Consider the following 24241-nt stretch of genomic DNA (forward strand, 5'->3'; position numbering starts at 1 on the left):
CTACCCCGATTTTAATTTGCACAGCCGTGCAACTTGGCTATGGTCGGGGTTTGCCCCAGGCCCTGAGCCTGACCGCGCCATCGCAAGGACCCTGTATGAGCCTGTCACTTCTCAGCCGCTATGCCTTCTTCGCCGCCTGTGTGCTGTTCACCCTGGCGAGCCTGCCCTTCACCCACCACGAATGGTTGTGGCCATTTACCCTGAGCACCGCCATCCTCAGCCTGATCGGCCTGTTCGACATGTTGCAGCAACGCCACGCAGTACGCCGCAACTACCCGATCCTGGGCAACATCCGCTATCTGGTCGAGGCCATTCGCCCGGAAATCCGCCAGTACCTGCTGGAGGCAGACAGCGACGCCCTGCCGTTCTCCCGCGCCCAGCGCTCGCTGGTGTATGCACGGGCGAAGAACGAAGCCTCGGACAAACCCTTCGGCACCCTGATCGACGTGTACGAGTCCGGCTTCGAATTCATCGGCCACTCCATGCGCCCGGCGCCATTGGCCGACCCGGCCAGCTTCCGGGTCATCGTCGGCGGGCCGCAGTGCAGCCAGCCATACTCGGCGTCGATCTTCAACATATCGGCGATGAGCTTTGGCTCGCTCAGCGCCAACGCCATCCGCGCCCTCAACCAAGGCGCCAAGCTGGGCAATTTCCACCATGACACTGGCGAAGGCAGCATCAGCCCCTATCACCGCGAGCACGGTGGCGACCTGGTCTGGGAACTGGGCAGCGGCTATTTCGGGTGCCGCACGGCAGACGGGCGCTTCGACCCCGAACGCTTCGCCACCCAGGCGCGCAGCCCGCAGGTGCGGATGATCGAGATCAAGATGAGCCAGGGCGCCAAGCCCGGCCATGGCGGCATCCTGCCCAAGCACAAGGTGACCCGGGAAATTGCCGAAACCCGCGGCGTGCTGATGGGCGAAGACTGCATATCGCCATCGCGCCACAGCGCCTTCTCCACCCCCATCGAGATGATGCAGTTCATTGCCCAGCTCCGTGAGCTGTCTGGCGGCAAACCGGTAGGTTTCAAGTTCTGCCTGGGCCACCCGTGGGAGTTCATGGGCATCGCCAAGGCCATGCTGGAAACCGGCATCCTGCCCGACTTCATCGTCGTCGACGGCAAGGAAGGCGGCACCGGCGCGGCGCCGGTGGAGTTCACCGACCACATTGGCGTACCGCTGCGCGAAGGGCTGCTGTTCGTGCACAACACCCTGGTCGGCCTGAACCTGCGCGACAAGATCAAGCTGGGCGCCAGCGGCAAGATCGTCAGCGCGTTCGACATTGCCAGCGTGCTGGCCATTGGCGCCGACTGGGCCAACTCGGCGCGCGGCTTCATGTTCGCCATCGGCTGCATCCAGTCGCAGAGCTGCCACACCAACAAGTGCCCGACCGGTGTGGCCACGCAAGACCCTCTGCGCCAACGGGCGCTGGTGGTGCCGGACAAAGCCCAACGGGTGTTGAACTTCCATCACAATACCTTGCGTGCCCTGGCCGAAATGCTTGCGGCAGCGGGCTTGGAGCACCCGGCGCAGCTGGAGGCCAAGCACCTGGTACGGCGCATCTCGGCCACCGAGATCAAGCTGTTCTCGCAGATGCATGTGTTCCTGAAGCCGGGTGAGCTGCTGACTGGCGAGGTGAACGGGCAGTTCTATTCGCGCATGTGGCAGCTGGCGCGGGCGGACAGCTTTGAACCGAACAGCGAAGTGGCAGCCTGATAGAACCCTGGGGCCGCTACGCAGCCCATCGCGACACAAGGCCGCTCCTACAGGAGTACGCGATCTCTTGTAGGAGCGGCCTTGTGTCGCGAAAGGGGCGCAAAGCGGCCCCAGCCATTTCAGATCAGGAAGCAGTACTGGCCACACCCTGCGCGTCTTTCGGCGCCAGGCGGAACGCGTAGTACAGCACCGTCAGCAGCACCAGGAACGCCGGGCCGATGTACAGCGCCACGCGGGTGTCCTCGAAGTACGCCATCAGGCCGACCACCAGCACCAGGAAGGCCAGCGCCAGGTACGAGCTCAGCGGCCACAACCACATACGGTACTTCAGTGCCTTGCGCTCGGCAGTGGTGAGGCCGGCACGGAACTTCAGCTGCGCCAGCAGGATCATCACCCAGGTCCAGATCGCGCCGAAGGTGGCGATCGAAGTCACCCAGACGAAGACCTTTTCCGGCACCAGGTAGTTGGCCAACACGCCCAGCAGCAGCGCGCCGATCGACAGCAGCAGCGCGTTGCGCGGCACGCCGTTCTTCGACGTACGGGCGAAGGCCGCCGGGGCCTGGCCGTTCTGCGCCAGGCTGTAGAGCATGCGCCCGGTGCTGAAGATGCCGCCGTTGCACGACGACAGCGCTGCAGTGATGACCACGAAGTTGATGATGCCAGCGGCGGTCTTGATGCCCAGGCGCTCGAAGGTCATGACGAACGGGCTGCCCTGGCTGCCGATTTCGTTCCACGGGTAGATCGACAGGATCACGAACAGCGCACCGACATAGAACAACAGGATGCGCCAGAACACCGAGCCGATGGCCTGTGGGATGGTCTTTTGCGGGTTGCGTGCTTCACCGGCGGTCAGGCCGATCATTTCCACGCCCAGGTAGGCGAACATCACCATCTGCAGCGACATCAGCACGCCGGTCACGCCATTGGGCATGAAGCCGCCGTTGCTCCACAGGTTGGAGATACCCACTGCCACGCCGTCATTGCCGAAGCCGAAGGCAATGATGCCGATGCCGCCAAGGACCATGGCAATGATGGTGACAATCTTGATCAGGGCGAACCAGAACTCGAACTCACCAAACGCCTTGACGGCCACCAGGTTGACCGCCCCCATGCTGCCCAGCGCCGCCAGGGCCCAGATCCAGCGTGGTACGTCGGGGAACCAGATGCCCATGTAGATGGCCACCGCGGTGATTTCGGCAACGCAGGTCACCAGCCACAGGAACCAGTAGTTCCAGCCGGTAAGGAAACCCGCCAGCGGGCCGAGGTAGTCCTGGGCATAACGGCTGAACGAGCCGGCGACAGGGTTGTGCACGGCCATTTCGCCAAGGGCGCGCATGATCACCAGAATGGCCAGGCCGCCGATGATGTAGGACAGCATGATGGCGGGGCCGGCCATTTCGATGGCCTTGGCCGAACCGAGGAAAAGACCGACACCGATACAGGCGCCCAGCGCCATCAGGCGGATGTGCCGTTCGCCCAGTTCACGCTTGAGCGGGCCGCCTTCGGTGGCCTGGCCGTGGGCAGGGTGGTTGCCGACTGGCATAGCAATACAACCTCATTTTGTTATTGGATTTGACCTTCGTGCAGCTCCGGCCAGGCCGATAGGCGTGGCGTTGGCTTGCCGAGCTGGCCTTGTGGGCCGGCCCGTGTGCCGGAATAGAGCGCCCGGCAAGGCGAAGGGGGCGAGCAGTATAGGAAGACCGTTGCAGGGTTTTTCGCTGTATAAACAGGAAAATTCAGCAAGATCTCTGGGGCCGCTTCGCGCCCCTTTCGCGACACAAGGCCGCTCCTACAAGCGTGCTCGGTCTCCTGTAGGAGCGGCCTTGTGTCGCGAAAGGGCTGCAAAGCAGCCCCAAAATCGCCCGGCCACCATAGCAATATCGCCTTACGAAAAAACCCACACCAAAGCCGCATAGCCCTACGCCACTTTCTCCGTCTCTTACAAATTTTTCACCTGACCCGCTCAACGTCTAAGCTTCAGACAAGCAAGACGAAAATACCTGGCCGGATAGAAGACTATGGGCGCACTGTGGCAATCGGAACCAAGCAGAACGGAAGCACCCGAGATACCTCCGGCCGAGACGCCACAACCCAAGTCCCCCCGTCAGCGTCGGCTATGGTGGCGGCTGATCATCCTCATCCTGCTGGTGGCGCTGGTGGCCATCGGCTTCGCTGCGTATGACGAATTCCGCACCTCCAACCTGCAGTCGCGGGAATTCAGCAAGCTGGCCAGCACCCTCACCTATTCGCTGCAACCAGGCCCCAGCGATGCCATCGTCTACCCCGGCGAAGGGCCGTTCGACAAACGCCTGGGCTACAGCGCGCTGGGCGAATTCCTGCCGCGCCTGCTCAAGCGCGACTACCTGATCAGCGAGCAGGTGAAATTCTCGCCGGCGTTGATGAACTACGTCGATCATGGGCTGTTCGCCCCCTATATCGAGAAAATCCAGGCTGGCCTGTCGATCACCGACTGCCGCGGCGACATGCTGTACCAGTACAACTACCCGCAACACCTGTACCCGGACTTTGCGGCGATCCCGCCGGTGATCGTCAACAGCCTGCTGTTCATCGAGAACCGCGACCTGCTCGACACCAAGGACCCGCGCAACAACCCGGCCGTGGACTGGCCGCGCTTCGCCAAGGCCGCCTACAGCCAGGTGGCCAAGTACCTGGCCCTGCCCGGCCAGTCCGCTGGCGGCAGCACCCTGGCCACGCAGCTGGAGAAGTACCGCCATTCACCGGACGGCCTGACCGTTTCCGGCGCCGAGAAGATCCGCCAGATGATTTCCGCCAGCGTGCGCGCCTACCAGGGCGGCCCAGACACCACCGAGGCGCGCCAGCGCATCGTGCGGGACTACCTCAACAGCGTGCCGCTGTCGGCAGTGCCTGGGCATGGCGAAGTGCATGGCATGGCCGAAGGCCTGCGGGTGTGGTACGGCGCCGACTTCGACCAGGTCAACCAGGCCCTGAACTCCACCGCCAGCGACCCCGAGAGCATGGCCGCACGCGGCCTGGCCCTGCGCCAGGTGCTATCACTGATGATTGCCCAGCGCCGGCCGTCGCACTACCTGTCCAAGGGGCGGCTCGAACTGGCCGAACTGACCAACGCACACATCCGCGTGCTGGCCGCCAACAAGGTCATCGAGCAGCCACTGGCCGACGCTGCACTGGCCAGCAAGGCGGTATACCGCGACTGGGTGGCGCAACCGACCATCGTGCCGATCGTCACCAACAAGGGCATCAGCCTGGCACGCAACCGCCTGGCGGCCATGCTCAACCGCCCGCTGTACGACCTCGACCGGCTCGACGTGTCGGCCACCAGTACCCTGCAGTCCGACCTGCAGCTGCAGGTCAGCCAGTACCTGAAAAACCTTGCCGACCCTGAATTCGCAGCGCAGATCGGCCTGATTGGCGAACGCCTGCTTACCGCCAAGACCACCGACCAGGTGAGCTACAGCTTCACCTTGTTCGAGCGCACCGCTGACGGCTCGCGGGTGCGGGTGCAGACCGACAGCACCGACCAGCCGTTCGACATCAACGAAGGCAGCAAGCTGGAGCTGGGTTCCACCGCCAAGTTGCGGGTGCTCACCACCTACCTGGAGATCATCGCCGAACTGCACGACAAGTACGCCGGCAAGCCAGCCGCCGAGTTGAAGAAAGTCGAAGTCGCCGAACTCGACCGCATCAGCCAGTGGTCGCTGGAATGGCTGGCGCAGAACAGCAAGAACCAGAGCCTGGACGCGATGCTCGATGCGGCGCTGGAACGCAAGTATTCGGCCAACACCGGCGAAGCCTTCTTCACCGGCGGCGGCATGCATGTGTTCAACAACTTCCGCAAGGAAGACAACAGCCGCAACCCAACCCTCAAGGATGCATTGCGCGAGTCGATCAACCTGCCGTTCATCCGCCTGATGCGCGACCTGGTGCGCTACGTGACCTACCAGCAGCCGTACAACCGCGTGCCGCTGCTCAAGGACGACTCCGACCCGCGCCGCCAGGAATACCTGGCCCGTTTCGCCGACAAGGAAGGCACCAACTACCTGATGCGCTTCTGGAAGAAATACCAGCGCAAGACCTCGCAGCAGCGCCTGGACACCTTCCTCGACAGCATGCGCGTAACCCCGCAACGGTTGGCGGCCGTGCACCGCTACCTGTTCCCCGAGGCTGGCCAGGAAACCTTCAACGCCTTCGTCCGCGCCCACCTCAAGGGTGACAAGATCGGCCTGGGCAAGCTGACCGATGGCCGCCTGTCGGAGATGTACGACGCCTATGGCCCGGGCAAGTACGACCTGCCCGACCAGGGCTATATCGCCAAGGTCCACCCGCTGGACCTGTGGCTGTTGGGTTACCTGCTGAAGAACCCCGGTTCGACCTTGACCGAAATGGTCAATGCCAGCCGCTTCGAGCGCCAGGAGGTTTACGGCTGGCTGTTCAAGAGCCGCCATCAGGGCGCCCGTGACAGCCGCATTCGCACCATGGTCGAGATCGAAGCGTTCCTCGACATTCACCAGCGCTGGAAGCGCGTGGGCTATCCATTCGACCACCTGGTACCCTCGCTGGCCACCGCCATCGGCAGCTCGGGCGATCGCCCCGCCGCCCTCTCCGAACTGGTCGGCATCATCCAGAACGACGGCGTGCGCCTGCCGACCTTGCGGATCGACACCCTGCACTTCGCTGCCAACACGCCTTACGAGACCAAGCTGGTCACTGACCCGGACCGGGGGGTGCGGATTCTGCCGGTCGAAGTGGCGCGCGCCCTCAAAGGCGCCATGTCGCAGGTGGTGGATGCGGGCACCGCGCGGCGTATTTCCGGCAGTTTCAAGCTGCAGGACGGCACGCCATTGGTGATGGGCGGCAAGACCGGTACCGGTGACAACCGCATCGAAAGCTTTGGTGCTGGCGGCCGGCTGATCGGCTCGCGCTCGCTGAACCGTACCGCCACCTTCGTGTTCTTCCTGGGCGACAACCACTTCGGCACCTTGACCGCGTTCGTGCCGGGGCGCTCGGCAGAGGCCTTCAAGTTCACCTCGGCGCTGCCGGTGCAGGTACTCAAGGGCATGGCTCCGATCCTCATGCCATACCTGCAACCGGGCAATCCGAATGAGTGCAAAGCGCCGCAGGTGGCCATGCACACAGCCACGCCGCAAGGGGATACATCGAACAACTAGATGATAATCATCTGCAATTGAGGGCTTGTCTTTAGATATATCTTGAGTAATATCTTACGATATATCGCAAAAGACGGAGCCCTGCACCCATGCGCGAACATACCCCCCATGACCCCTTCGAGCGGCGCCCAGGTCGTGGCGAACGCGGCCCGCGCGTCTTCGCCCCCGGCGACCTCAAGCTGTTGATGCTGGCCCTGCTCGCAGAGCAGCCAGGCCACGGCTACGACCTGATCCGCCAGATCGAAAACCTGTTCGACGGCAGCTACAGCCCAAGCCCCGGGGTGATCTACCCCACCCTCAACTTCCTCGAGGAGGCCGAGCTGATCAGCGGCCAGGTGCAGGGCAGCAAACGCCTCTATGCCATCACCGAAGCCGGCCGCACCGCCCTGGCCGAACAGGCCGTCGCACTGGACGGCGTGCGCATGCGTATCGAAGTCAGCAAGCGCGCCCTGCGCGGCCACGACCGCCCACCAGAGATTCATGAAGCGGTCGGCAACCTGCGCCACGCACTGCACATGCACAGTGGCCGCTGGACACCGGAAGAAATCGAGCGGGTCCGCGACCTGCTCAACCACACCGCCAAGGCCATCGCCTCCGGGCCGGCCGAACCTGTCAGGGAGACACCCCATGAGTGACACCATTCACCGCGTCAACCACGAAATCCGCCAACGCCGCCTGCAGGTGCTGCGGGTCACCGAACTGACCCCGCGCATGCGCCGCATCACCCTCGGGGGTGCCGAGCTGCAAGGCTTCACCAGCGTGGGCAGCGACGACCATATCAAGCTGCTGTTTGCCGAAACGCCGGAGCAACAGCAAGCCATCGAGGCTCGTAACCTGGGCCGAGAAGGTGGCGCGCGGCCTACCATGCGCGAATACACGCCACGGCGCATCGACCTGGTGGCCAATGAGCTGGACATCGACTTCGTGCTGCACGGCGATGGCCCTGCCTCTACCTGGGCAGCCCAGGCGGCACCCGGGCAAACCCTGGACATTGCCGGGCCGCGGGCTTCGATGGTGGTGCCGGACATCTTCGACAGCTACCTGCTGATCGGCGACGAAACCGCCATTCCGGCCATTGGCCGCCGCCTGGAGGAATTGCCAGCGGGCCGCCAGGTACTGGCGGTTATCCAGATCGAAGACGAGCAGGAACGCCAGCCACTGCCGAGCAAGGCACAGGTGGAAGTGATCTGGGTACGTCGCCAACAGGAAGACCTGCTGGCGCTGGTGAAGAACCTGACCTTGCCGCAAGGCCGGTTGTATGGCTGGGTGGCACTGGAAAAAGCCCTGACCCGGCAGGCCAAGGCACTGTTGCTGGAGAAAGGTTTGCCTGAGGATGCGCTCAAGGCTGTGGCCTACTGGCGTGCCGACGGGACTGCGGACGACGAATGATTGTTTATTGCCTGCACTGGCCCTATCGCCGGCAAGCCAGCCACAGGAATCGCTTAGCCCCTGTGGGAGCGGACTTGTGTCGCGATAGGGCTGCAAAGCAGCCCCAGCAATTTCAACTATGGCGCATCAATCCTGGGGCCGCGTTGCGGCCCTTTCGCGACACAAGGCCGCTCCTACAGGTACAGCGACAACCTCGAGAGCAACGCTGTACCTGTGGGAGCTGGCTTGCCGGCGATAGGGCCAGTGCAGGTCAAGCCAATCTGTGCAGCCCCCGCCACCTGTCCAGCCCCAGCAACACCAGCCCAATCCCCCAGAACCCCGCCAACACCCCCAGGGCATTGAGCAATACCTGCCCATACCCCAGGCTCGCCACATCGATGAACGGGTAGGCATACACGCCAATCTCGCTCCCCCGCCACAGCGCGTAGGCAAAATACGTCGCCGGATATACCGCCCAGACCAGCAGATGCCATAGCCGCAACCTGCCCTTGGGCACCTCGCACCACCAGTACAAGGCATATAGCACGGGCATCACATCGTGCAGCAACTCGTCCGCCAGCCATTGCCAGCCCTGCGGTTGCCACAAGTGACGCAACAGCACGGTGTAGGCCAATGCCACCAGCACGATGCTGGCGGCCACCGCGGAACTCACCGCAGGCGACAGGAAAAAGCGCTTGGCACGGCCTTCCCGGCCGAACGCCGCATAACTGAGCACTGTTGCCACCAGGGTATTGGTCAACACGGTGAAATACCCGAACACATTGATCAGGCCACCCACCAGACTGGCCTGTTCCTGCCAACGCGCCAACAGCACCAGGTACACCTGCACGGTCAGGCCGAACCAACCCAGCACGGCCATGCCGGTCAGCCAGGGACGGCGCGGCATGTCAGGCCTGGCGCTGCAGCTTCACGTACAGCTGCTCGACCTTTTCCCGTGCCCACGGCGTCTTGCGCAGGAAGGTCAGGCTCGACTTGATGGTCGGGTTGCTTTTGAAGCAGCGCACATCGATGCGCTCGGCCAGGCCCTGCCATTGGTAGTGCGCCACCAACTCGGTGAGGATCTGTTCGAGGGTCTTGCCGTGCAGCGCGTTGTGTTGGGCCGTGCTCATGCCAGTGCTCCGTAGGAAAGATGCGCACCTTACACGAGTGTAGTGGTGGGTGGGATCAGGTGAGTCGACAGAAAAACCGCTGGCCAGGCGCAAAACCTCTGTGCTGAAATAGAGATGTTATATTGTAACAATACAAAAGTATCTGCCAAGGAACGCCCCATCCCCATGCTGTACACACCGCTTCGCCTCTCTCCCCTCGTCGTCGCGCTGTGGCTGGCCGCATCACCCAGCCACGCCGTGGAACTCGAACCCCAGGTCATCACCGCCAACCCCTTGGGCAACAGCCAGCTGGCCGCACCCAGCACCGTGCTCGAAGGCGACAACCTGCTGCAACAGCAGCACGGCAGCCTCGGTGAAACCCTGAACAAGCAGCCTGGGGTCGCCTCCACCTGGTTCGGCCCTGGCGCCAGTCGCCCGGTAATTCGTGGCCTGGATGGCGACCGCATTCGCATCCTGCGCAATGGCGTCGGCGCCCTGGATGCTTCATCGCTGTCCTACGACCACGCCGTGCCGCTGGACCCGGTGACCGTCGACCGTGTCGAGATCGTCCGTGGCCCGGCTGCCCTGCTCTACGGCGGCAACGCCATCGGAGGTGTGGTCAATACCTTCGACAATCGCATCCCGGATACCCCCATCGAGGGCATCCAAGGTGCCGGTGAACTGCGCTACGGCGGCGCCGATACCACCCGCAGCAGCGCTGGCAAGCTGGAGGCCGGCAACGGTGCCTTCGCCCTGCACCTGGATGCCAACAGCCGCCAGTTCAACGACCTGCGCATCCCCGGTTACGCGCGCAGTTCCAAGGTGCGCGACGCCGACGAACCCGGCGGCAAGCACCGCCTGGAAAACAGCGACGGCCGCCAGGACGGTGGCGCCGTGGGTGGCGCCTACCATTGGGACCACGGTTACGCCGGCCTGTCGTACAGCCGCTACGACAGCAACTATGGCTCGGTGGCCGAGCCAGGTGTGCGCCTGGACATGAAGCAGGACCACTACGCCTTCGCCTCCGAACTGCGTGACCTGGACGGCCCATTCACTTCGGTCAAGGTCGATGCCGGCTACACCGACTACGAGCACCGTGAAATAGAAGAAGGCGAAGTCCACACCACCTTCAGGAACAAGGGCTATGAAGCACGTATCGAAGCCCGCCACCAACCGCTCGGGCCGGTAGAAGGCGTGATCGGCGCCCAGGTCAGCCGTAACGAATTCTCCGCCTTGGGCGAGGAAGCCTTCGTCCCGCACACCGACACCGACAGCCTGGCGCTGTTCATGCTGGAGCAGTGGCAAGCCACCGAGCGCCTGAACCTGAGCCTGGGCGCACGCATGGAGCACACCCGGGTCGACCCGGATGCCAAAGGCAACGAGAACTTCGCCGACGCCGACAGCGCCAGCACTTTCAACGCCTTCAGCCTGTCTTCCGGGGCGGTGTACCAGCTCGACCCGATCTGGTCGCTGGCCGCCAACCTCGGCTACACCGAGCGCGCCCCGACCTTCTACGAGCTGTATGCCAATGGTGCCCACGTGGCCACCGGAGCCTTTGAAGTCGGCGATGCCAGCCTGAACAAGGAAAAAGCCATTTCCGCCGACCTGGCCCTGCGTTTCGACAACGGCACCCACAAGGGCAGTGTCGGGGTGTTCTACAGCCACTTCCGCAACTACATCGGCCTGATCGGCACCGGCAACACCCGCGAGGGGCATGACCACGACCATGGCGAGGATGACCATGACCACGATCACGACCATGACGGTTTCCCGGAATACCAGTACCAGGGCGTGCGGGCGCGCTTCTATGGCATCGAGGCCCAGGACCGCTGGCAACTGGCCGAGAACCGCTATGGCAGCTTTGCCCTGGAGCTCTCCGGTGACTACACCCGGGCGAAAAACCTCGACAGTGGCGAGCCGCTGCCACGCATCGCCCCACTGCGCCTGAACAGCGGCCTGGTCTGGGAGCTGGACCGCTGGCAGGCGCGGGTCGACGTGCAGCATGCTGCGTCGCAGCATCGCAAACCGGCCAACGAAACCAGCACCGATGGCTATACCACGCTGGGGGCCAGTGTTGGCTACCGCTTTGAAGTTGGCCAGAGCCAGTGGCTGGCGTTTGTGCGCGGCGAGAACCTGACTGACCAGACCGTGCGCTATACCAGCTCGATCCTGCGCGATATCGCCCCGGCGCCGGGGCGTAGTGTGGAAGTGGGTCTGCGTACCTCCTTCTGATTGCAAATCAGTAACTGTGGGAGCGGACATGCCCGCGAAGAAGCCGACACGGTGGATGGCACCGGCTCCGCCGGTGTTCGCGGGCGCGCCCGCTCCCACAAAGAGCTCGCAAGCTCTGGACTGTTGCCATATCAGCAACAATCCACTGCGACAATTTGTCTTTTTTTCTTACAACTTCCCCTATATCCTCCCCGCCGCAAGCTGAATCGCTTCATCGAAACCATCTTGTCGCCATATCCATTGAGGGGCCCGCCCTTCGATGCGCTTGCCGTTTATTCAATAATCAAAAGATAGCGCTATCTCATGCTCCAACTGCCCAAAACCTGTTACATCGGCCTTGCCCTCAGCGCCCTGGCGGCCCCCACCGGCGCCAGCGAGATGTTCGCCAGCGACTCCCCCTGGATGCTCGGCGACTGGGGTGGCACCCGCAGCGAACTGCTGGAAAAAGGCTACAACTTCACCCTCGGCTACACCGGCGAGATGGGCAGCAACCTGCATGGTGGCTACGACCACGACCGCACCGCGCGCTACAGCGACCAGTTCACCTTCGGCAGCCACCTGGACCTGGAGAAGATCCTTGGCTGGCACGACACCGAATTCCAGCTGACCATCACCGAGCGCCACGGCGACAACATCAGCAACGACCGCATCAACGACCCGCGTGTCGGCGGCTTCACCTCGGCCCAGGAGGTATGGGGCCGTGGCGAAACCTGGCGGCTGACGCAGATGTGGATCAAGCAGAAGTACTTCGATGGCGCACTGGACGTGAAATTCGGCCGTTTCGGCGAAGGCGAGGACTTCAACAGCTTCCCCTGCGACTTCCAGAACCTTGCCTTCTGCGGCTCGCAGGTAGGCAACTGGGTGGGTGGCATCTGGTACAACTGGCCGGTCAGCCAGTGGGCCCTGCGCGTGCGCTACAACCTCAGCGACGCGCTCTACGCCCAGGTCGGCGTGTTCGAGCAGAACCCCTCGAACCTGGAGTCGGGCAACGGCTTCAAGCTCAGCGGCAGCGGCACCCAGGGCGCGGTAATGCCGGTGGAATTGGTGTGGAGCCCACAGATCAATGGCCTGAAAGGGGAATATCGCGCCGGCTACTACTACAGTAATGCCAAGGCACAGGATGTTCTCAAGGACAGCAACGGCCAGCCGGCAGCCCTCAGCGGCGCCGCCTACCGCAGCAGTTCGAGCAAGCACGGCTTGTGGCTCGGCGCCCAGCAGCAGGTGACTTCGCTGGCGTCCGACCAGTCGCGTGGCCTGAGCCTGTTCGCCAACGCCACGGTGCACGACAAGAAGACCAATGCCATCGACAACTATGTGCAGGCAGGACTGGTATACAAAGGGCCCTTCGACGCCCGCGCCAAGGACGACATCGGTTTCGCCCTGGCCCGTGTGCACGTCAACCCTGCCTATCGCAAGAACGCGCGCCTGGCCAACCAGGCCGCCGGCCTCTACGACTACGACAACCCCGGTTTCCTGCCGGTGCAGGACACCGAGTACAGCGCCGAGCTGTACTACGGCATCCACCTGGCCGACTGGCTCACGGTCCGCCCCAACCTGCAGTACATCCGCCACCCGGGCGGGGTGTCGCAGGTCGATGGCGCCCTGATCGGCGGCCTGAAGATCCAGAGCAGTTTCTAACCCCTTTTTGACCTGACGGAGAACCTACGATGAGCACTGAAGGTGCCAACAATGGAAGCCGCTGGCTACCGCGCCTGATCGGCGCGCTGCTGTTGCTGATGGGCCTGGCCCTGCTGGCCGGCGGCATCAAGCTGAGCCAGCTGGGCGGATCGCTGTACTACCTGATCGCCGGTATCGGCTTTGCCCTGTCGGGCATCCTGCTACTGGCCCAGCGCCGCATCGCCCTGGGCCTGTACGGCCTGGTACTGCTGGGCAGCACCGTGTGGGCCCTGCTCGAAGTGGGCCTGGACTGGTGGCAACTGGTACCGCGCCTGGCCATCTGGTTTGCCATCGGTGTGGTCCTGCTGCTGCCCTGGGCGCGTCGCCCGCTGATCGGCCCGGCCAACAAGGCCAACACTGCGCTGCTCGGCATTGCAGTGGTCGCGTCGGGCGCTTGCGCCCTGGGCAGCCAGTTCACCCACCCCGGTGAAGTGTTCGGCGAACTGGGCCGCGACAGCAGCGAAATGGCCAGCGCCGCCCCGGCCATGCCCGACGGCGAATGGCAGGCCTACGGCCGCACCGAGCACGGCGACCGCTATTCGCCGCTGCGCCAGATCACCCCGCAGAACGCCTACCGCCTGGAAGAGGCCTGGCGCATCCGCACCGGTGACCTGCCGACCGAAAACGACCCGGTGGAGCTGACCAACCAGAACACCCCGCTGAAGGTCAACGGCATGCTCTATGCCTGCACCGCGCACAGCCGCGTGCTGGCCCTGGACCCGGACACCGGCGCGGAAATCTGGCGCTACGACCCGCAGGTCAAGAGCCCGGTCGGCACCTTCAAGGGCTTCGCCCACATGACCTGCCGTGGCGTTTCGTACTATGACGAAAACCGCTACGTCAGCCGCGACGGCAGCCCGGTACCGAAAATTACCGACGCCGGCCAGGCCGTGGCCCAGGCCTGCCCGCGCCGCCTCTACCTGCCTACCGCAGACGCCCGCCTGATCGCCATCAACGCCGACAACGGCAAGGTCTGCGAAGGCTTCGCCAACCAGGGCGTGATCGACCTCACCACCGGCATCGGCCCGTTCACCGCCGGCGGCTACTACTCCACCTCGCCAGCCGCAGTTACCCGTGACCTGGTGATCATCGGTGGCCATGTCACCGACAACGAGTCGACCAACGAGCCATCCGGCGTGATCCGTGCCTACGATGTGCACGATGGCCACCTGGTGTGGAACTGGGACAGCAACAACCCGGACGACACCCAGCCGCTGGCTCCCGGCAAGATGTACAGCCGCAACTCGGCCAACATGTGGTCGATCGCCAGCGTCGACGAAGACCTCGGCATGATCTACCTGCCACTGGGCAACCAGACCCCGGACCAGTGGGGCGCCAACCGCACCCCAGGCGCCGAGAAGTACAGCGCCGGCGTGGTCGCCCTGGACCTTGCCACCGGCAAGGCTCGCTGGAACTACCAGTTCACCCACCACGACCTGTGGGACATGGACGTCGGCAGCCAGCCGACCCTGGTCCACCTGAAGACCGACGATGGCGTGAAGCCGGCAATCATCGTGCCGACCAAGCAAGGCAGCCTGTACGTGCTCGACCGCCGCGACGGTACGCCGATCGTGCCGATCCGCGAGATCCCCACCCCGCAAGGTGCGGTGAAGGGCGACCACACCTCGCCGACCCAGGCCCGCTCCGACCTCAACCTGCTCGGCCCTGAACTGACCGAACAGGCCATGTGGGGCGCCACGCCGTTCGACCAGATGCTGTGCCGCATCCAGTTCCGCGAGCTGCGTTACGAAGGCCAGTACACCCCGCCGTCCGAGCAAGGCTCGCTGATCTACCCGGGCAACGTCGGTGTGTTCAACTGGGGTAGCGTGTCGGTCGACCCGGTGCGCCAACTGCTGTTCACCTCGCCCAACTACATGGCCTTCGTGTCGAAGATGATCCCGCGTGAGCAGGTGGCCGAGGGCAGCAAGCGTGAAAGCGAGACCAGCGGCGTGCAGCCGAACACCGGTGCGCCGTACGCGGTGACCATGCACCCGTTCATGTCGCCACTGGGCGTACCGTGCCAGGCCCCGGCCTGGGGCTATGTCGCCGCCATCGACCTGTTCACCAACAAGGTGGTGTGGAAGCACAAGAACGGCACCACCCGCGACAGCACCCCGGTGCCGATCGGCATGCCGGTTGGCGTGCCGAGCATGGGTGGCTCGATCGTCACCGCCGGTGGCGTCGGCTTCCTCAGCGGCACCCTGGACCAGTACCTGCGCGCCTATGACGTGAACAACGGCAAGGAACTGTGGAAAGCCCGCCTGCCAGCGGGTGGCCAGGCCACGCCGATGAGCTACAGCGGCAAGGATGGCAAGCAGTACGTGCTGGTGACTGCCGGCGGGCATGGCTCGCTGGGCACCAGGATGGGCGACTACATCATCGCCTACAAACTGGCTGAGTAATCCAGAGATGCGGCAGTGAACCTGCTGCCGCATTCGCGGGTAAACCCGCTCCCACAGGTACGGCGCTGCCCCCAAGCTCGGCGCCGTACCTGTGGGAGCGGGTTTACCCGCGAAGAGGCCGGTACAGGCATCACTCCTCTCTGCACCCTTCAACTACCATTGAAACCCATCCCCCCCCGCCCCATCTAAGCACCATAGTCATTCACGCAGGTGCCCCATGAGCGACCAGCAGGATTTCCCGGAACATCCCGACGAACACAGCGAAGTCGAACACACCACTCCCCAGGCCGAAACCGGCCACGCCCTCGCCCTGCCCGGCCAGCAGCTGCCGGACAAGGTCTATGTGATCCCGATCCACAACCGCCCGTTCTTCCCGGCCCAGGTGCTGCCGGTCATCGTCAATGAAGACCCTTGGGCAGAAACCCTCGACCTGGTGGCCCAGTCGCCAGACCACAGCCTGGCCCTGTTCTTCATGGATACCCCGCCAGAAGACCATCGTCACTTCGACACCTCGGCGCTGCCACAGTACGGCACGCTGGTGAAGGTGCACCACGCCAGCCGCGAAAACGGCAAGCTGCAGTTCGTCGCCCAAGGCCTGACCCGGGTACGCATCCGTACCTGGCTCAAGCACCACCGCCCGCCGTACCTCGTCGAGGTGGAATACCCGCGCCAGCCAGCCGAGCCGACCGACGAGGTCAAGGCCTACGGCATGGCGCTGATCAATGCGATCAAGGAGCTGCTGCCGCTCAACCCGCTGTACAGCGAAGAGCTGAAGAACTACCTCAACCGCTTCAGCCCCAACGACCCGTCGCCGCTCACCGACTTCGCCGCCGCCCTCACCTCGGCCACCGGCAACCAGTTGCAGGAAGTGCTCGACTGCGTACCCATGCTCAAGCGCATGGAAAAGGTCCTGCCGATGCTGCGCAAGGAAGTCGAGGTGGCGCGCCTGCAGAACGAGATCTCGGCCGAGGTCAACCGGCAGATCGGCGAGCACCAGCGCGAGTTCTTCCTCAAGGAACAGCTCAAGGTCATCCAGCAGGAGCTGGGCCTGACCAAGGACGACCGCAGCGCCGACCTCGAGCAGTTCGAGCAGCGCCTCGAAGGCAAGACCCTGCCGGACCAGGCACGCAAGCGTATCGACGAAGAGATGGGCAAGCTGGCCATCCTCGAAACCGGCTCTCCCGAATACGCCGTCACCCGCAACTACCTGGACTGGGCCACCGCCCTGCCCTGGGGCGTGTACGGCAAGGACAAGCTCGACCTCAAGCACGCACGCAAGGTCCTCGATCAGCACCACGCCGGCCTCGACGACATCAAGGAGCGCATACTCGAGTTCCTTGCCGTGGGCGCCTGGAAAGGTGAGATCAGCGGCTCGATCGTGCTGCTGGTGGGCCCGCCCGGGGTAGGCAAGACCAGCATCGGCAAATCCATCGCCGAATCGCTCGGCCGGCCGTTCTACCGCTTCAGTGTCGGCGGCATGCGGGACGAGGCCGAGATCAAGGGCCACCGCCGCACCTACATCGGCGCCCAGCCCGGCAAGCTGGTGCAGGCCCTGAAAGACGTCGAAGTGATGAACCCGGTGATCATGCTCGACGAGATCGACAAGATGGGCCAGAGCTACCAGGGCGACCCGGCTTCAGCGCTGCTGGAAACCCTCGACCCGGAGCAGAACGTCGACTTCCTCGACCACTACCTCGACCTGCGCCTGGACCTGTCCAAGGTGCTGTTCGTGTGCACCGCCAACACCCTGGATTCGATCCCCGGGCCATTGCTCGACCGCATGGAAGTGATCCGCCTGTCCGGCTACATCACCGAAGAGAAACTGGCCATCGCCAAGCGCCACCTGTGGCCCAAGCAGCTGGAAAAGGCCGGCGTGGCCAAGACCAGCCTCGGCATCAGCGACAGCGCCCTGCGCGCGGTGATCGAAGGCTATGCCCGCGAAGCCGGGGTACGCCAGCTGGAGAAACAACTGGGCAAGCTGGTGCGCAAGGCCGTGGTCAAGCTGCTGGAAAACCCCGAGGCCAAACTGAAGATCGGCACCAAGGACCTGGAAGCCGCGCTTGGCATGCCGGTGTTCCGCAGCGAGCAGGTGCTGGCTGGCAAAGGCGTGATCACCGGCCTGGCCTGGACCAGCATGGGCGGCGCCACGCTGCCGATCGAAGCCACCCGCATCCACACCCTCAACCGCGGCTTCAAGCTGACCGGCAAGCTGGGTGATGTGATGAAAGAGTCGGCCGAAATCGCCTACAGCTACGTCAGCTCCAACCTCAAGCAGTTTGGTGGTGACCCTGGCTTCTTCAACGAAGCGTTCATTCACCTGCACGTGCCCGAAGGCGCCACGCCCAAGGACGGCCCGAGTGCCGGCATCACCATGGCCAGCGCCCTGCTGTCGCTGGCCCGAGACCAGGCGCCGAAGAAGGGCGTGGCCATGACCGGCGAGCTGACCCTGACCGGGCAGGTACTGCCGATTGGCGGTGTGCGCGAGAAGGTGATTGCGGCGCGGCGGCAGAAGATCTTCGAGCTGATCTTGCCGGAACCTAACCGTGGCGACTATGAGGAGCTGCCGGACTACCTGCGCGAAGGCCTGACCGTGCATTTCGCCAAGCGCTTCGCCGACGTGGCCAAAGTGCTGTTCTAGCCAACACCGGCCTCTTCGCGGGTAAACCCGCTCCCACAGGGATAGCGCAGGGCTTGAGCCCAGTGAGATCACTGTGGGAGCGGGTTGACCCGCGAAAGGGCCGGCACAGGCAACACAAATCTCCTCGATCATCGGTTATCCTCAGGCCATCGTCAGCCTCCGGAGCCAACATGACCGCCCCTCGTCTGCTCGTTCCCCTGAGCTTCGCCCTGATTTCCGCCTGCGCCCAACAGCCCACGCAACCCGTCGAACTGGACGCCGAAAGCGAATGCCCGACGCGCCTGCAGGTTGGCCAGGCGCTGATCCTGAGCTTGCCCAGCAACCCGTCCACCGGCTACCGCTGGCGCGTCGAAGCACCTGCCTCCAACGTACTGCGCAGCCTTGGTCCGGAGGTGTATAGCGCTCCCGAGGAGGAAGACGTGGTCGGCAGCGCCGGTGTCTCCACCTGGCGCTACCAGGCCAGCGATACCGGCGATGGTCAGTTGGTGCTGGTGTACCAGCAGCCGTGGGCCGCAGATATCGCCCCCGTGCAAACCTTCGACTGCAAGATCATCGTCCGCTAAAGTCCGCAGCTTCGCTCATAGGCAACCTGCACACCCACCAGGCAGGCGCAGAGGTCCCTCAGCGCCCGCCCCTGAAGCGCTGCCATGGCAAGAATCGCGGCCTTTGGCTAAAATGCGCCTCCGTTTCACCCTGTATCGAGCCCGCCGTGAGCAAACAACCCGACCGCCTTTTCGCCCAGCCCTTGGAGCAAGTGCCCGACTTCGTCTTCAACGAGGATGTGGTGCGTGTGTTCCCGGACATGATCAAGCGCTCGGTTCCGGGCTACCCGACCATTGTCGAGAACCTCGGCGTGCTGGCCGCGCGCTTCGCCCAGCCGCATACCGCGCTGTACGACCTGGGTGCGTCGTTGGGTGCCGTTACCCAATCGCTGCGCCGCCATGTGCGCAGTGACGGCTGCCGGGTAATCGCCGTGGACAACTCCGCGGCGATGGTCGAGCGTTGCCGCCAGTACCTCACCGCCCAGGACTCGATGTTCCAGGAACTGCTGCCGGTGCAGGTGCTGGAGGCCGACATCCTGGCCCTGCCCTTCGAGCCCGCCTCGGTGGTGGCGATGAATTTCACCCTGCAGTTCATCGCCCCCGACCAGCGCCTGGAGCTGCTCGGCCGCATCCGCCAGGCGCTGTTGCCCGGAGGTGCGCTGATCCTCTCGGAAAAACTGCGCTTCGCCGATGATGAACAGCAGGACCTGCTCAATGAACTGCACCTGGACTTCAAACGTGCCAATGGCTACAGCGAACTGGAAATTGCCCAGAAGCGCAGCGCCATCGAGAACGTGATGAGGCCCGACACCCTCGAAGCCCACCAGGCGCGCCTGCGCGCAGCCGGTTTCTCGAAGGTGATGCCCTGGTTCCAATGCCTTAACTTCGCCTCTTTGATTGCCCTGCCATGATCGATCTGTCCCCCCTCGTCCGCCGCCTGGCGGGCACGCCCCTGGCTTCCTGGTCGCAAGGCCTGCAAGCGCAACTGGAAGCCAAGCTGGAGAAGGGTCACGGTGACCTCGACCGCTGGCGAGGTGCTCTGGAAGCCTTGCCCGCCCTGCAACCGAGCGAAATCGACCTGGTCAACGGGCTGCGCCTGGACTGCGATTGCGACGACGCCACCCGCGCGCAGATGCGCCAGGCACTGATGGGCCTGTCCCCTTGGCGCAAAGGGCCATTCGACCTGTTCGGCGTGCATGTGGACACCGAATGGCGTTCGGACTGGAAATGGTCCCGGGTCGGCCCGCACCTGGACCTCAAGGGCAAGCGCGTGCTCGACGTGGGCTGCGGTAACGGCTACTACCAGTGGCGCATGCTCGGTGCCGGCGCCGACATGGTGATTGGCGTCGATCCCAACTGGCTGTTCTTCTGCCAGTTCCAGGCCGTTCAGCAATACCTGCCAGAGCTGCCAGCCTGGCACCTGCCATTCGCCCTGGAAGACCTGCCGGCCAACCTCGAAGGTTTCGACACGGTGTTTTCCATGGGGGTGTTCTACCATCGCCGCTCGCCCATCGAGCACCTGCTGGCGCTCAAGGACTGCCTGGTCAAAGGCGGGGAACTGGTGCTGGAAACCCTGGTGATCGAGGGTGACGAAAACCAGGTGCTGGTACCTGAGGACCGCTATGCACAGATGCGCAACGTCTGGTACCTGCCGTCGGTACCGGCCCTGGAGCGCTGGTTGCGCCGTGCCGGTTTCAGCGACGTGCGTTGCGTCGACGTAAGCGTGACCAGCGTCGAGGAACAGCGCAGCACCGAGTGGATGCGCTACCAGTCACTGGGCGACTTCCTCGACCCGAACGACCACAGCAAGACCATCGAAGGCCTGCCGGTCCCACGCCGCGCCACCCTGCTGGCGCGCAAATAAAAAAGGCGCCCGGATGGGCGCCCGAATACACCTGCGCCGAGGAGCTGTCACGGCGCAGGTGCTGTCACTCAATCCTTGGCCAACTCGCGGGCCTTCTCCTGTGCCTTGCGCTCACGCTCGGCAACGGCCTGTTGCTTGTCGCCGTGCAGGCGCTGCTGGTCTTCGCGGAACGCTTGCCAGAATTGTTTGGAACGTTCCGCACCGCCCTCGGCGTAAACACTGGTGCTGCCCAGGGCAAGGGTGGCCAACAGCAGGTATTTGGTCAGGTTCATCGTGGTTGCCTCGTGATAACCGATCAGACAGGGCCATCCTAGCGAGGGCTAGCTAACGGCAAGGTGAGGCGGGGATTACAGTCTTGCAATGTGGCCACGTTTTGCCTGTTCGGGCCCTATCGCCGGCAAGCCAGCTCCCACAGGATCACCACAAGTCTTGAAAACTGTGCAGTACCTGTGGGAGCTGGCTTGCCGGCGATAGGGCCCGAACAGACAGCCAGATAACACCAGGATTACAAATCCGTTATCTGCGCCGCGCGTCCTTACTCATGCCGTAACATCCCACGCCTTGACCCTGATGCCACTACAGGGTCGAGAATCGCCCCCTTTCATCACACCGAGCCCACCCATGCGTCTACTGATCATCGAGGACGAACTGCGTACCGCCGACTACCTGCAGCAGGGCCTGCGCGAGAACGGCTACGTGGTCGACTGCGCCCACACCGGCACCGATGGCCTGCACCTGGCCCGCCAGCAGCCCTACGACCTGGTCATCCTCGACGTCAACCTGCCCGAACTCGATGGCTGGACCGTGCTGCAGCGGCTGCGCGCCGAATCGGCCACGCGCATCATGATGCTTACCGCCCACGGCCGCCTGGCCGACCGGGTCAAGGGCCTGGACCTGGGGGCCGACGATTACCTGCTCAAACCTTTCGAGTTCCCGGAACTGCTGGCCCGTATCCGCAGCCTGCTGCGCCGCAACGACCAGCAACTGCAGCCCAGCACCCTGCGCGTCGCCGATCTGGAGCTGGACCCCGGCCGCCACCGCGCCTACCGCGCGGGGCAGCGTATCGACCTGACCGCCAAGGAATTCGCCCTGCTGCACCTGCTGATGCGCCAGACCGGCGAGGTGCTGTCACGCACCCAGATCATCTCGCTGGTGTGGGACATGAACTTCGACTGCGACACCAATGTGGTCGAGGTTTCGATACGGCGCCTGCGGGCAAAGATCGACGACCCGTTCGACAACAAGCTGATCCATACCCTGCGTGGCGTCGGCTACGTGCTCGAGGCACGCTTTTGAAAAACGCCAGCCTGTCACTGCGCCTGGGCTTGAGCGTGACGCTGATGGGCGCTGCACTGGTGCTGCTGCTGGCCTGCCTGGCCGTGTTCGCCCTCGATCACGAACTGGACAGCCGCGCACGCAAGGACCTGGCGCGCAAGATGCTGCAGGTCGAGCACAACCTGCGGGTCGACCTGCGTAGCGAAGACCTGGGCAGCCGCGCCCATCCCTTGCTCGACCTGGTGATGGGGCACGACAACCTCAGCCTCAGCGTGCTGGCCCTCGAAGGCCGCCATCCGCACCTGCTCAGCCTGGGGCCAGCGCTGGAATCGCAGGTAGGCGATCTGCGCACCGATGCCCGTCTGGCCTTTCATGCGTGGCGCGACAGCAATGGCAACCAGATACTCACCGTGACCCGGCTGATGCGCCTGCGCGACGACACCCCGGTCAAGGTGATGATGTCGCTCAACCGCGCCGACGACAACGCGCTGCTGCAGGCCTACCTGCACTCCACCTTGCTCGCGCTGCCGTTGCTGCTGTTGCTGATCGGGGCCGGTGCGTGGTGGTTGATGCAGCGCGGCCTGAGGCCACTGCGGCACTTCCGGCGCATTGCCGGGCGGGTGTCGGCCCAGGACCTGCAACATCGTCTTCCCGCTACCGGCCTGCCGCTGGAGCTGGCAGAGCTGGCCAGCAGCATCAACGTGATGCTCGACCGCCTCGATCAGGGCGTCAGCCAGCTGTCGCAGTTCTCCGATGATCTGGCCCATGAACTGCGCACACCGTTGAGCAACCTGATGGGCAAGGCGCAAGTGACGCTGGCCCGCGAACGGGACAACGCGAATTACCGGGAAGTGCTGGAAGACAGCATCGAAGAACTGACCCGGCTCAACCGCATCATCAATGACATGCTGTTTCTCGCCCAGGTCAGCCAACCCCAGGCCCAGGTTTCGCTCAAGCCCATGGCATTGGCCGACGAGACGGCGCGGGTTGTCGAGCTGTTTGCGTTCAGTGCCGAGCTGAAAGGGGTTGAGTTGCGTGTGCAAGGCTGGGGGACGGCGCAGGGTGATCGGCTGATGTTTCAGCGGGCACTGTCGAACCTGTTGAGCAATGCCATTCGGCACTGCCCCGATGACAAGCCTGTGGAACTGCGTATCGAGCGCGTGGGCAGCGAAGTTCGGCTTTCGGTGGAAAACCAGGGGCCTGGTATTGCTGAAGAACACCAGTCGCGCTTGTTCGAGCGGTTTTACCGGGTGGGCTCCGGGCGCTCACGGCTGGAGGGAGGGACCGGGTTGGGGCTGGCGATCGTGAAATCGATCATGCAGTTGCATGGCGGGCGGGTCGAGGTCAGCAGCAGCCCCTTGGGGCCTACCCGGTTTACCCTGGTGTTTCCAGCGGAGTAATACATCGCTTGTGCCGGCCTCTTCGCGGGTAAACCCGCTCCCACAGGGATTGCACAAGCCTCAAGGCCTGTGGGGTACCTGTGGGAGCGGGTTTACCCGCGAAGAGGCCGGTACAGGCGACCAACGATTAGCGCGACGCGGCCACGATCAGCGCCTTCATCTCGGCCACAGCGGCCTTGAAGCCGACGAACAGCGCATGCGCCACCAGCGCATGGCCGATGTTCAGCTCATTGATGCCTTTGATCGCCGCCACCGCCTCGACGTTGTGGTAATGCAAGCCGTGGCCGGCATTGACGATCAGCCCCTGCCCCACGCCAAACGCCACGCCATCGACGATACGCTTGAGTTCCTCGGCCACTTCGGTCGGCGTTTCGGCATCGGCGTAACGCCCGGTGTGCAGTTCGATGGCAGGCGCGCCAACGCGACGCGAAGCCTCGATCTGCCGCTCGTCGGCATCGATGAACAGCGACACTTCGGCACCGGTACGCGACAGGCGATCAACCGCAGCCTTGATCCGTGCTTCCTGGCCCGCCACGTCAAGGCCGCCTTCGGTGGTCAGCTCCTGACGGGTTTCGGGTACCAGACAGATGTGCGCCGGGCGGATCTTCTCGGCAAAGGCCATCATCTCTTCGGTGACGCCCATCTCGAAGTTCATGCGGGTCTGCAGCACGTCCTTGAGCAGCACCACGTCACGCTCCTGGATGTGCCGGCGGTCTTCACGCAGGTGTACGGTGATGCCATCGGCGCCTGCTTCCTCGGCATCCAGGGCAGCCTTGACCGGATCAGGGTAACGCGTGCCCCGGGCCTGGCGCAGGGTCGCCACGTGGTCGATGTTTACGCCGAGAAGCATG

Annotated in this window: 18 protein-coding genes; 13 read left to right on the forward strand and 5 right to left on the reverse strand. The window is 64.0% G+C overall.

Going from position 1 to position 24241, the window contains the following annotated elements:
• Nucleotides 1-95: 95 nt before the first annotated feature.
• Nucleotides 96-1715, forward strand: a complete 1620-nt coding sequence (locus CAG46_RS06200) for an FMN-binding glutamate synthase family protein (RefSeq protein ID WP_085614217.1) — start codon at nucleotides 96-98, stop codon at nucleotides 1713-1715.
• Between the two features lie 124 nt (nucleotides 1716-1839).
• On the opposite strand, the gene CAG46_RS06205 is transcribed toward CAG46_RS06200, so the two are convergent.
• The gene (locus CAG46_RS06205; protein ID WP_075046161.1) at nucleotides 1840-3258 is read right to left on the reverse strand and encodes an amino acid permease; all 1419 of its coding nucleotides are present in this window, start codon (nucleotides 3256-3258) and stop codon (nucleotides 1840-1842) included.
• A 475-nt stretch (nucleotides 3259-3733) separates the two neighbouring features.
• Between CAG46_RS06205 and CAG46_RS06210 the strand changes: the two genes are divergently transcribed.
• From CAG46_RS06210 to CAG46_RS06220, 3 genes are all read left to right on the forward strand, one after another.
• On the forward strand, nucleotides 3734-6883 hold the full coding sequence (locus CAG46_RS06210) for a transglycosylase domain-containing protein (protein ID WP_085614218.1): 3150 nt from the start codon (nucleotides 3734-3736) through the stop codon (nucleotides 6881-6883).
• An 89-nt stretch (nucleotides 6884-6972) separates the two neighbouring features.
• Nucleotides 6973-7518: a PadR family transcriptional regulator gene (locus CAG46_RS06215; RefSeq protein WP_046614772.1), complete on the forward strand. Its 546-nt coding sequence runs from the start codon at nucleotides 6973-6975 to the stop codon at nucleotides 7516-7518.
• Entirely contained in the window at nucleotides 7511-8272 is a 762-nt protein-coding gene (locus CAG46_RS06220; RefSeq protein WP_085614219.1) for a siderophore-interacting protein, read from the forward strand. Before CAG46_RS06215 ends, CAG46_RS06220 begins: the two co-directional genes overlap by 8 nt.
• A gap of 250 nt (nucleotides 8273-8522) precedes the next feature.
• On the opposite strand, the gene CAG46_RS06225 is transcribed toward CAG46_RS06220, so the two are convergent.
• Both CAG46_RS06225 and CAG46_RS06230 read right to left on the reverse strand, forming a co-directional pair.
• Nucleotides 8523-9158 carry a Pr6Pr family membrane protein gene (locus CAG46_RS06225; RefSeq protein ID WP_085614220.1) on the reverse strand — a complete coding sequence of 212 codons (636 nt, stop codon included), beginning with the start codon at nucleotides 9156-9158 and terminating at the stop codon, nucleotides 8523-8525.
• Nucleotide 9159: 1 nt separating this feature from the next.
• Complete coding sequence (locus tag CAG46_RS06230; RefSeq protein ID WP_003252112.1) at nucleotides 9160-9381, reverse strand: VF530 family DNA-binding protein; 222 nt, start codon at nucleotides 9379-9381, stop codon at nucleotides 9160-9162.
• A 165-nt stretch (nucleotides 9382-9546) separates the two neighbouring features.
• On the opposite strand from CAG46_RS06230, the gene CAG46_RS06235 reads away from it, so the two are divergent.
• The 7 genes from CAG46_RS06235 to cmoB all read left to right on the forward strand — a co-directional run bounded on the left by CAG46_RS06235 (nucleotide 9547) and on the right by cmoB (nucleotide 20715).
• Nucleotides 9547-11592, forward strand: a complete 2046-nt coding sequence (locus CAG46_RS06235) for a TonB-dependent receptor (protein ID WP_085614221.1) — start codon at nucleotides 9547-9549, stop codon at nucleotides 11590-11592.
• A gap of 303 nt (nucleotides 11593-11895) precedes the next feature.
• Complete coding sequence (locus CAG46_RS06245) at nucleotides 11896-13230, forward strand: carbohydrate porin (RefSeq protein ID WP_085614223.1); 1335 nt, start codon at nucleotides 11896-11898, stop codon at nucleotides 13228-13230.
• Nucleotides 13231-13259: 29 nt separating this feature from the next.
• Entirely contained in the window at nucleotides 13260-15671 is a 2412-nt protein-coding gene (locus tag CAG46_RS06250; protein ID WP_085614224.1) for a glucose/quinate/shikimate family membrane-bound PQQ-dependent dehydrogenase, read from the forward strand.
• Nucleotides 15672-15888: 217 nt separating this feature from the next.
• Nucleotides 15889-18309: an endopeptidase La gene (gene lon, locus CAG46_RS06255; RefSeq protein WP_085614225.1), complete on the forward strand. Its 2421-nt coding sequence runs from the start codon at nucleotides 15889-15891 to the stop codon at nucleotides 18307-18309.
• 170 nt (nucleotides 18310-18479) lie between these two features.
• On the forward strand, nucleotides 18480-18872 hold the full coding sequence (locus CAG46_RS06260; RefSeq protein WP_075046169.1) for a protease inhibitor I42 family protein: 393 nt from the start codon (nucleotides 18480-18482) through the stop codon (nucleotides 18870-18872).
• A 146-nt stretch (nucleotides 18873-19018) separates the two neighbouring features.
• On the forward strand, nucleotides 19019-19762 hold the full coding sequence (gene cmoA, locus CAG46_RS06265) for a carboxy-S-adenosyl-L-methionine synthase CmoA (protein ID WP_085614226.1): 744 nt from the start codon (nucleotides 19019-19021) through the stop codon (nucleotides 19760-19762).
• Nucleotides 19759-20715, forward strand: a complete 957-nt coding sequence (gene cmoB / locus CAG46_RS06270; protein ID WP_085614227.1) for a tRNA 5-methoxyuridine(34)/uridine 5-oxyacetic acid(34) synthase CmoB — start codon at nucleotides 19759-19761, stop codon at nucleotides 20713-20715. The genes cmoA and cmoB overlap by 4 nt, the downstream gene beginning before the upstream one ends.
• A 68-nt stretch (nucleotides 20716-20783) precedes the next feature.
• On the opposite strand, the gene CAG46_RS06275 is transcribed toward cmoB, so the two are convergent.
• On the reverse strand, nucleotides 20784-20987 hold the full coding sequence (locus CAG46_RS06275; protein ID WP_085614228.1) for a hypothetical protein: 204 nt from the start codon (nucleotides 20985-20987) through the stop codon (nucleotides 20784-20786).
• A 349-nt stretch (nucleotides 20988-21336) separates the two neighbouring features.
• On the opposite strand from CAG46_RS06275, the gene CAG46_RS06280 reads away from it, so the two are divergent.
• Both CAG46_RS06280 and CAG46_RS06285 read left to right on the forward strand, forming a co-directional pair.
• Nucleotides 21337-22011 carry a heavy metal response regulator transcription factor gene (locus tag CAG46_RS06280; RefSeq protein WP_003258489.1) on the forward strand — a complete coding sequence of 225 codons (675 nt, stop codon included), beginning with the start codon at nucleotides 21337-21339 and terminating at the stop codon, nucleotides 22009-22011.
• Nucleotides 22008-23390, forward strand: coding sequence for a heavy metal sensor histidine kinase (locus tag CAG46_RS06285; RefSeq protein ID WP_085614229.1), 1383 nt, complete (start codon nucleotides 22008-22010; stop codon nucleotides 23388-23390). Before CAG46_RS06280 ends, CAG46_RS06285 begins: the two co-directional genes overlap by 4 nt.
• A 127-nt stretch (nucleotides 23391-23517) precedes the next feature.
• Here the strand turns inward: CAG46_RS06285 and pdxJ are convergent, their stop codons facing one another.
• The gene (pdxJ, locus tag CAG46_RS06290; RefSeq protein WP_371917533.1) at nucleotides 23518-24240 is read right to left on the reverse strand and encodes a pyridoxine 5'-phosphate synthase; all 723 of its coding nucleotides are present in this window, start codon (nucleotides 24238-24240) and stop codon (nucleotides 23518-23520) included.
• Nucleotide 24241 lies beyond the last annotated feature (1 nt).

This window comes from Pseudomonas sp. B23(2017) (assembly GCF_002113725.1).
GTDB classification, from domain to species: Bacteria; Pseudomonadota; Gammaproteobacteria; order Pseudomonadales; family Pseudomonadaceae; genus Aquipseudomonas; species Aquipseudomonas putida_Z.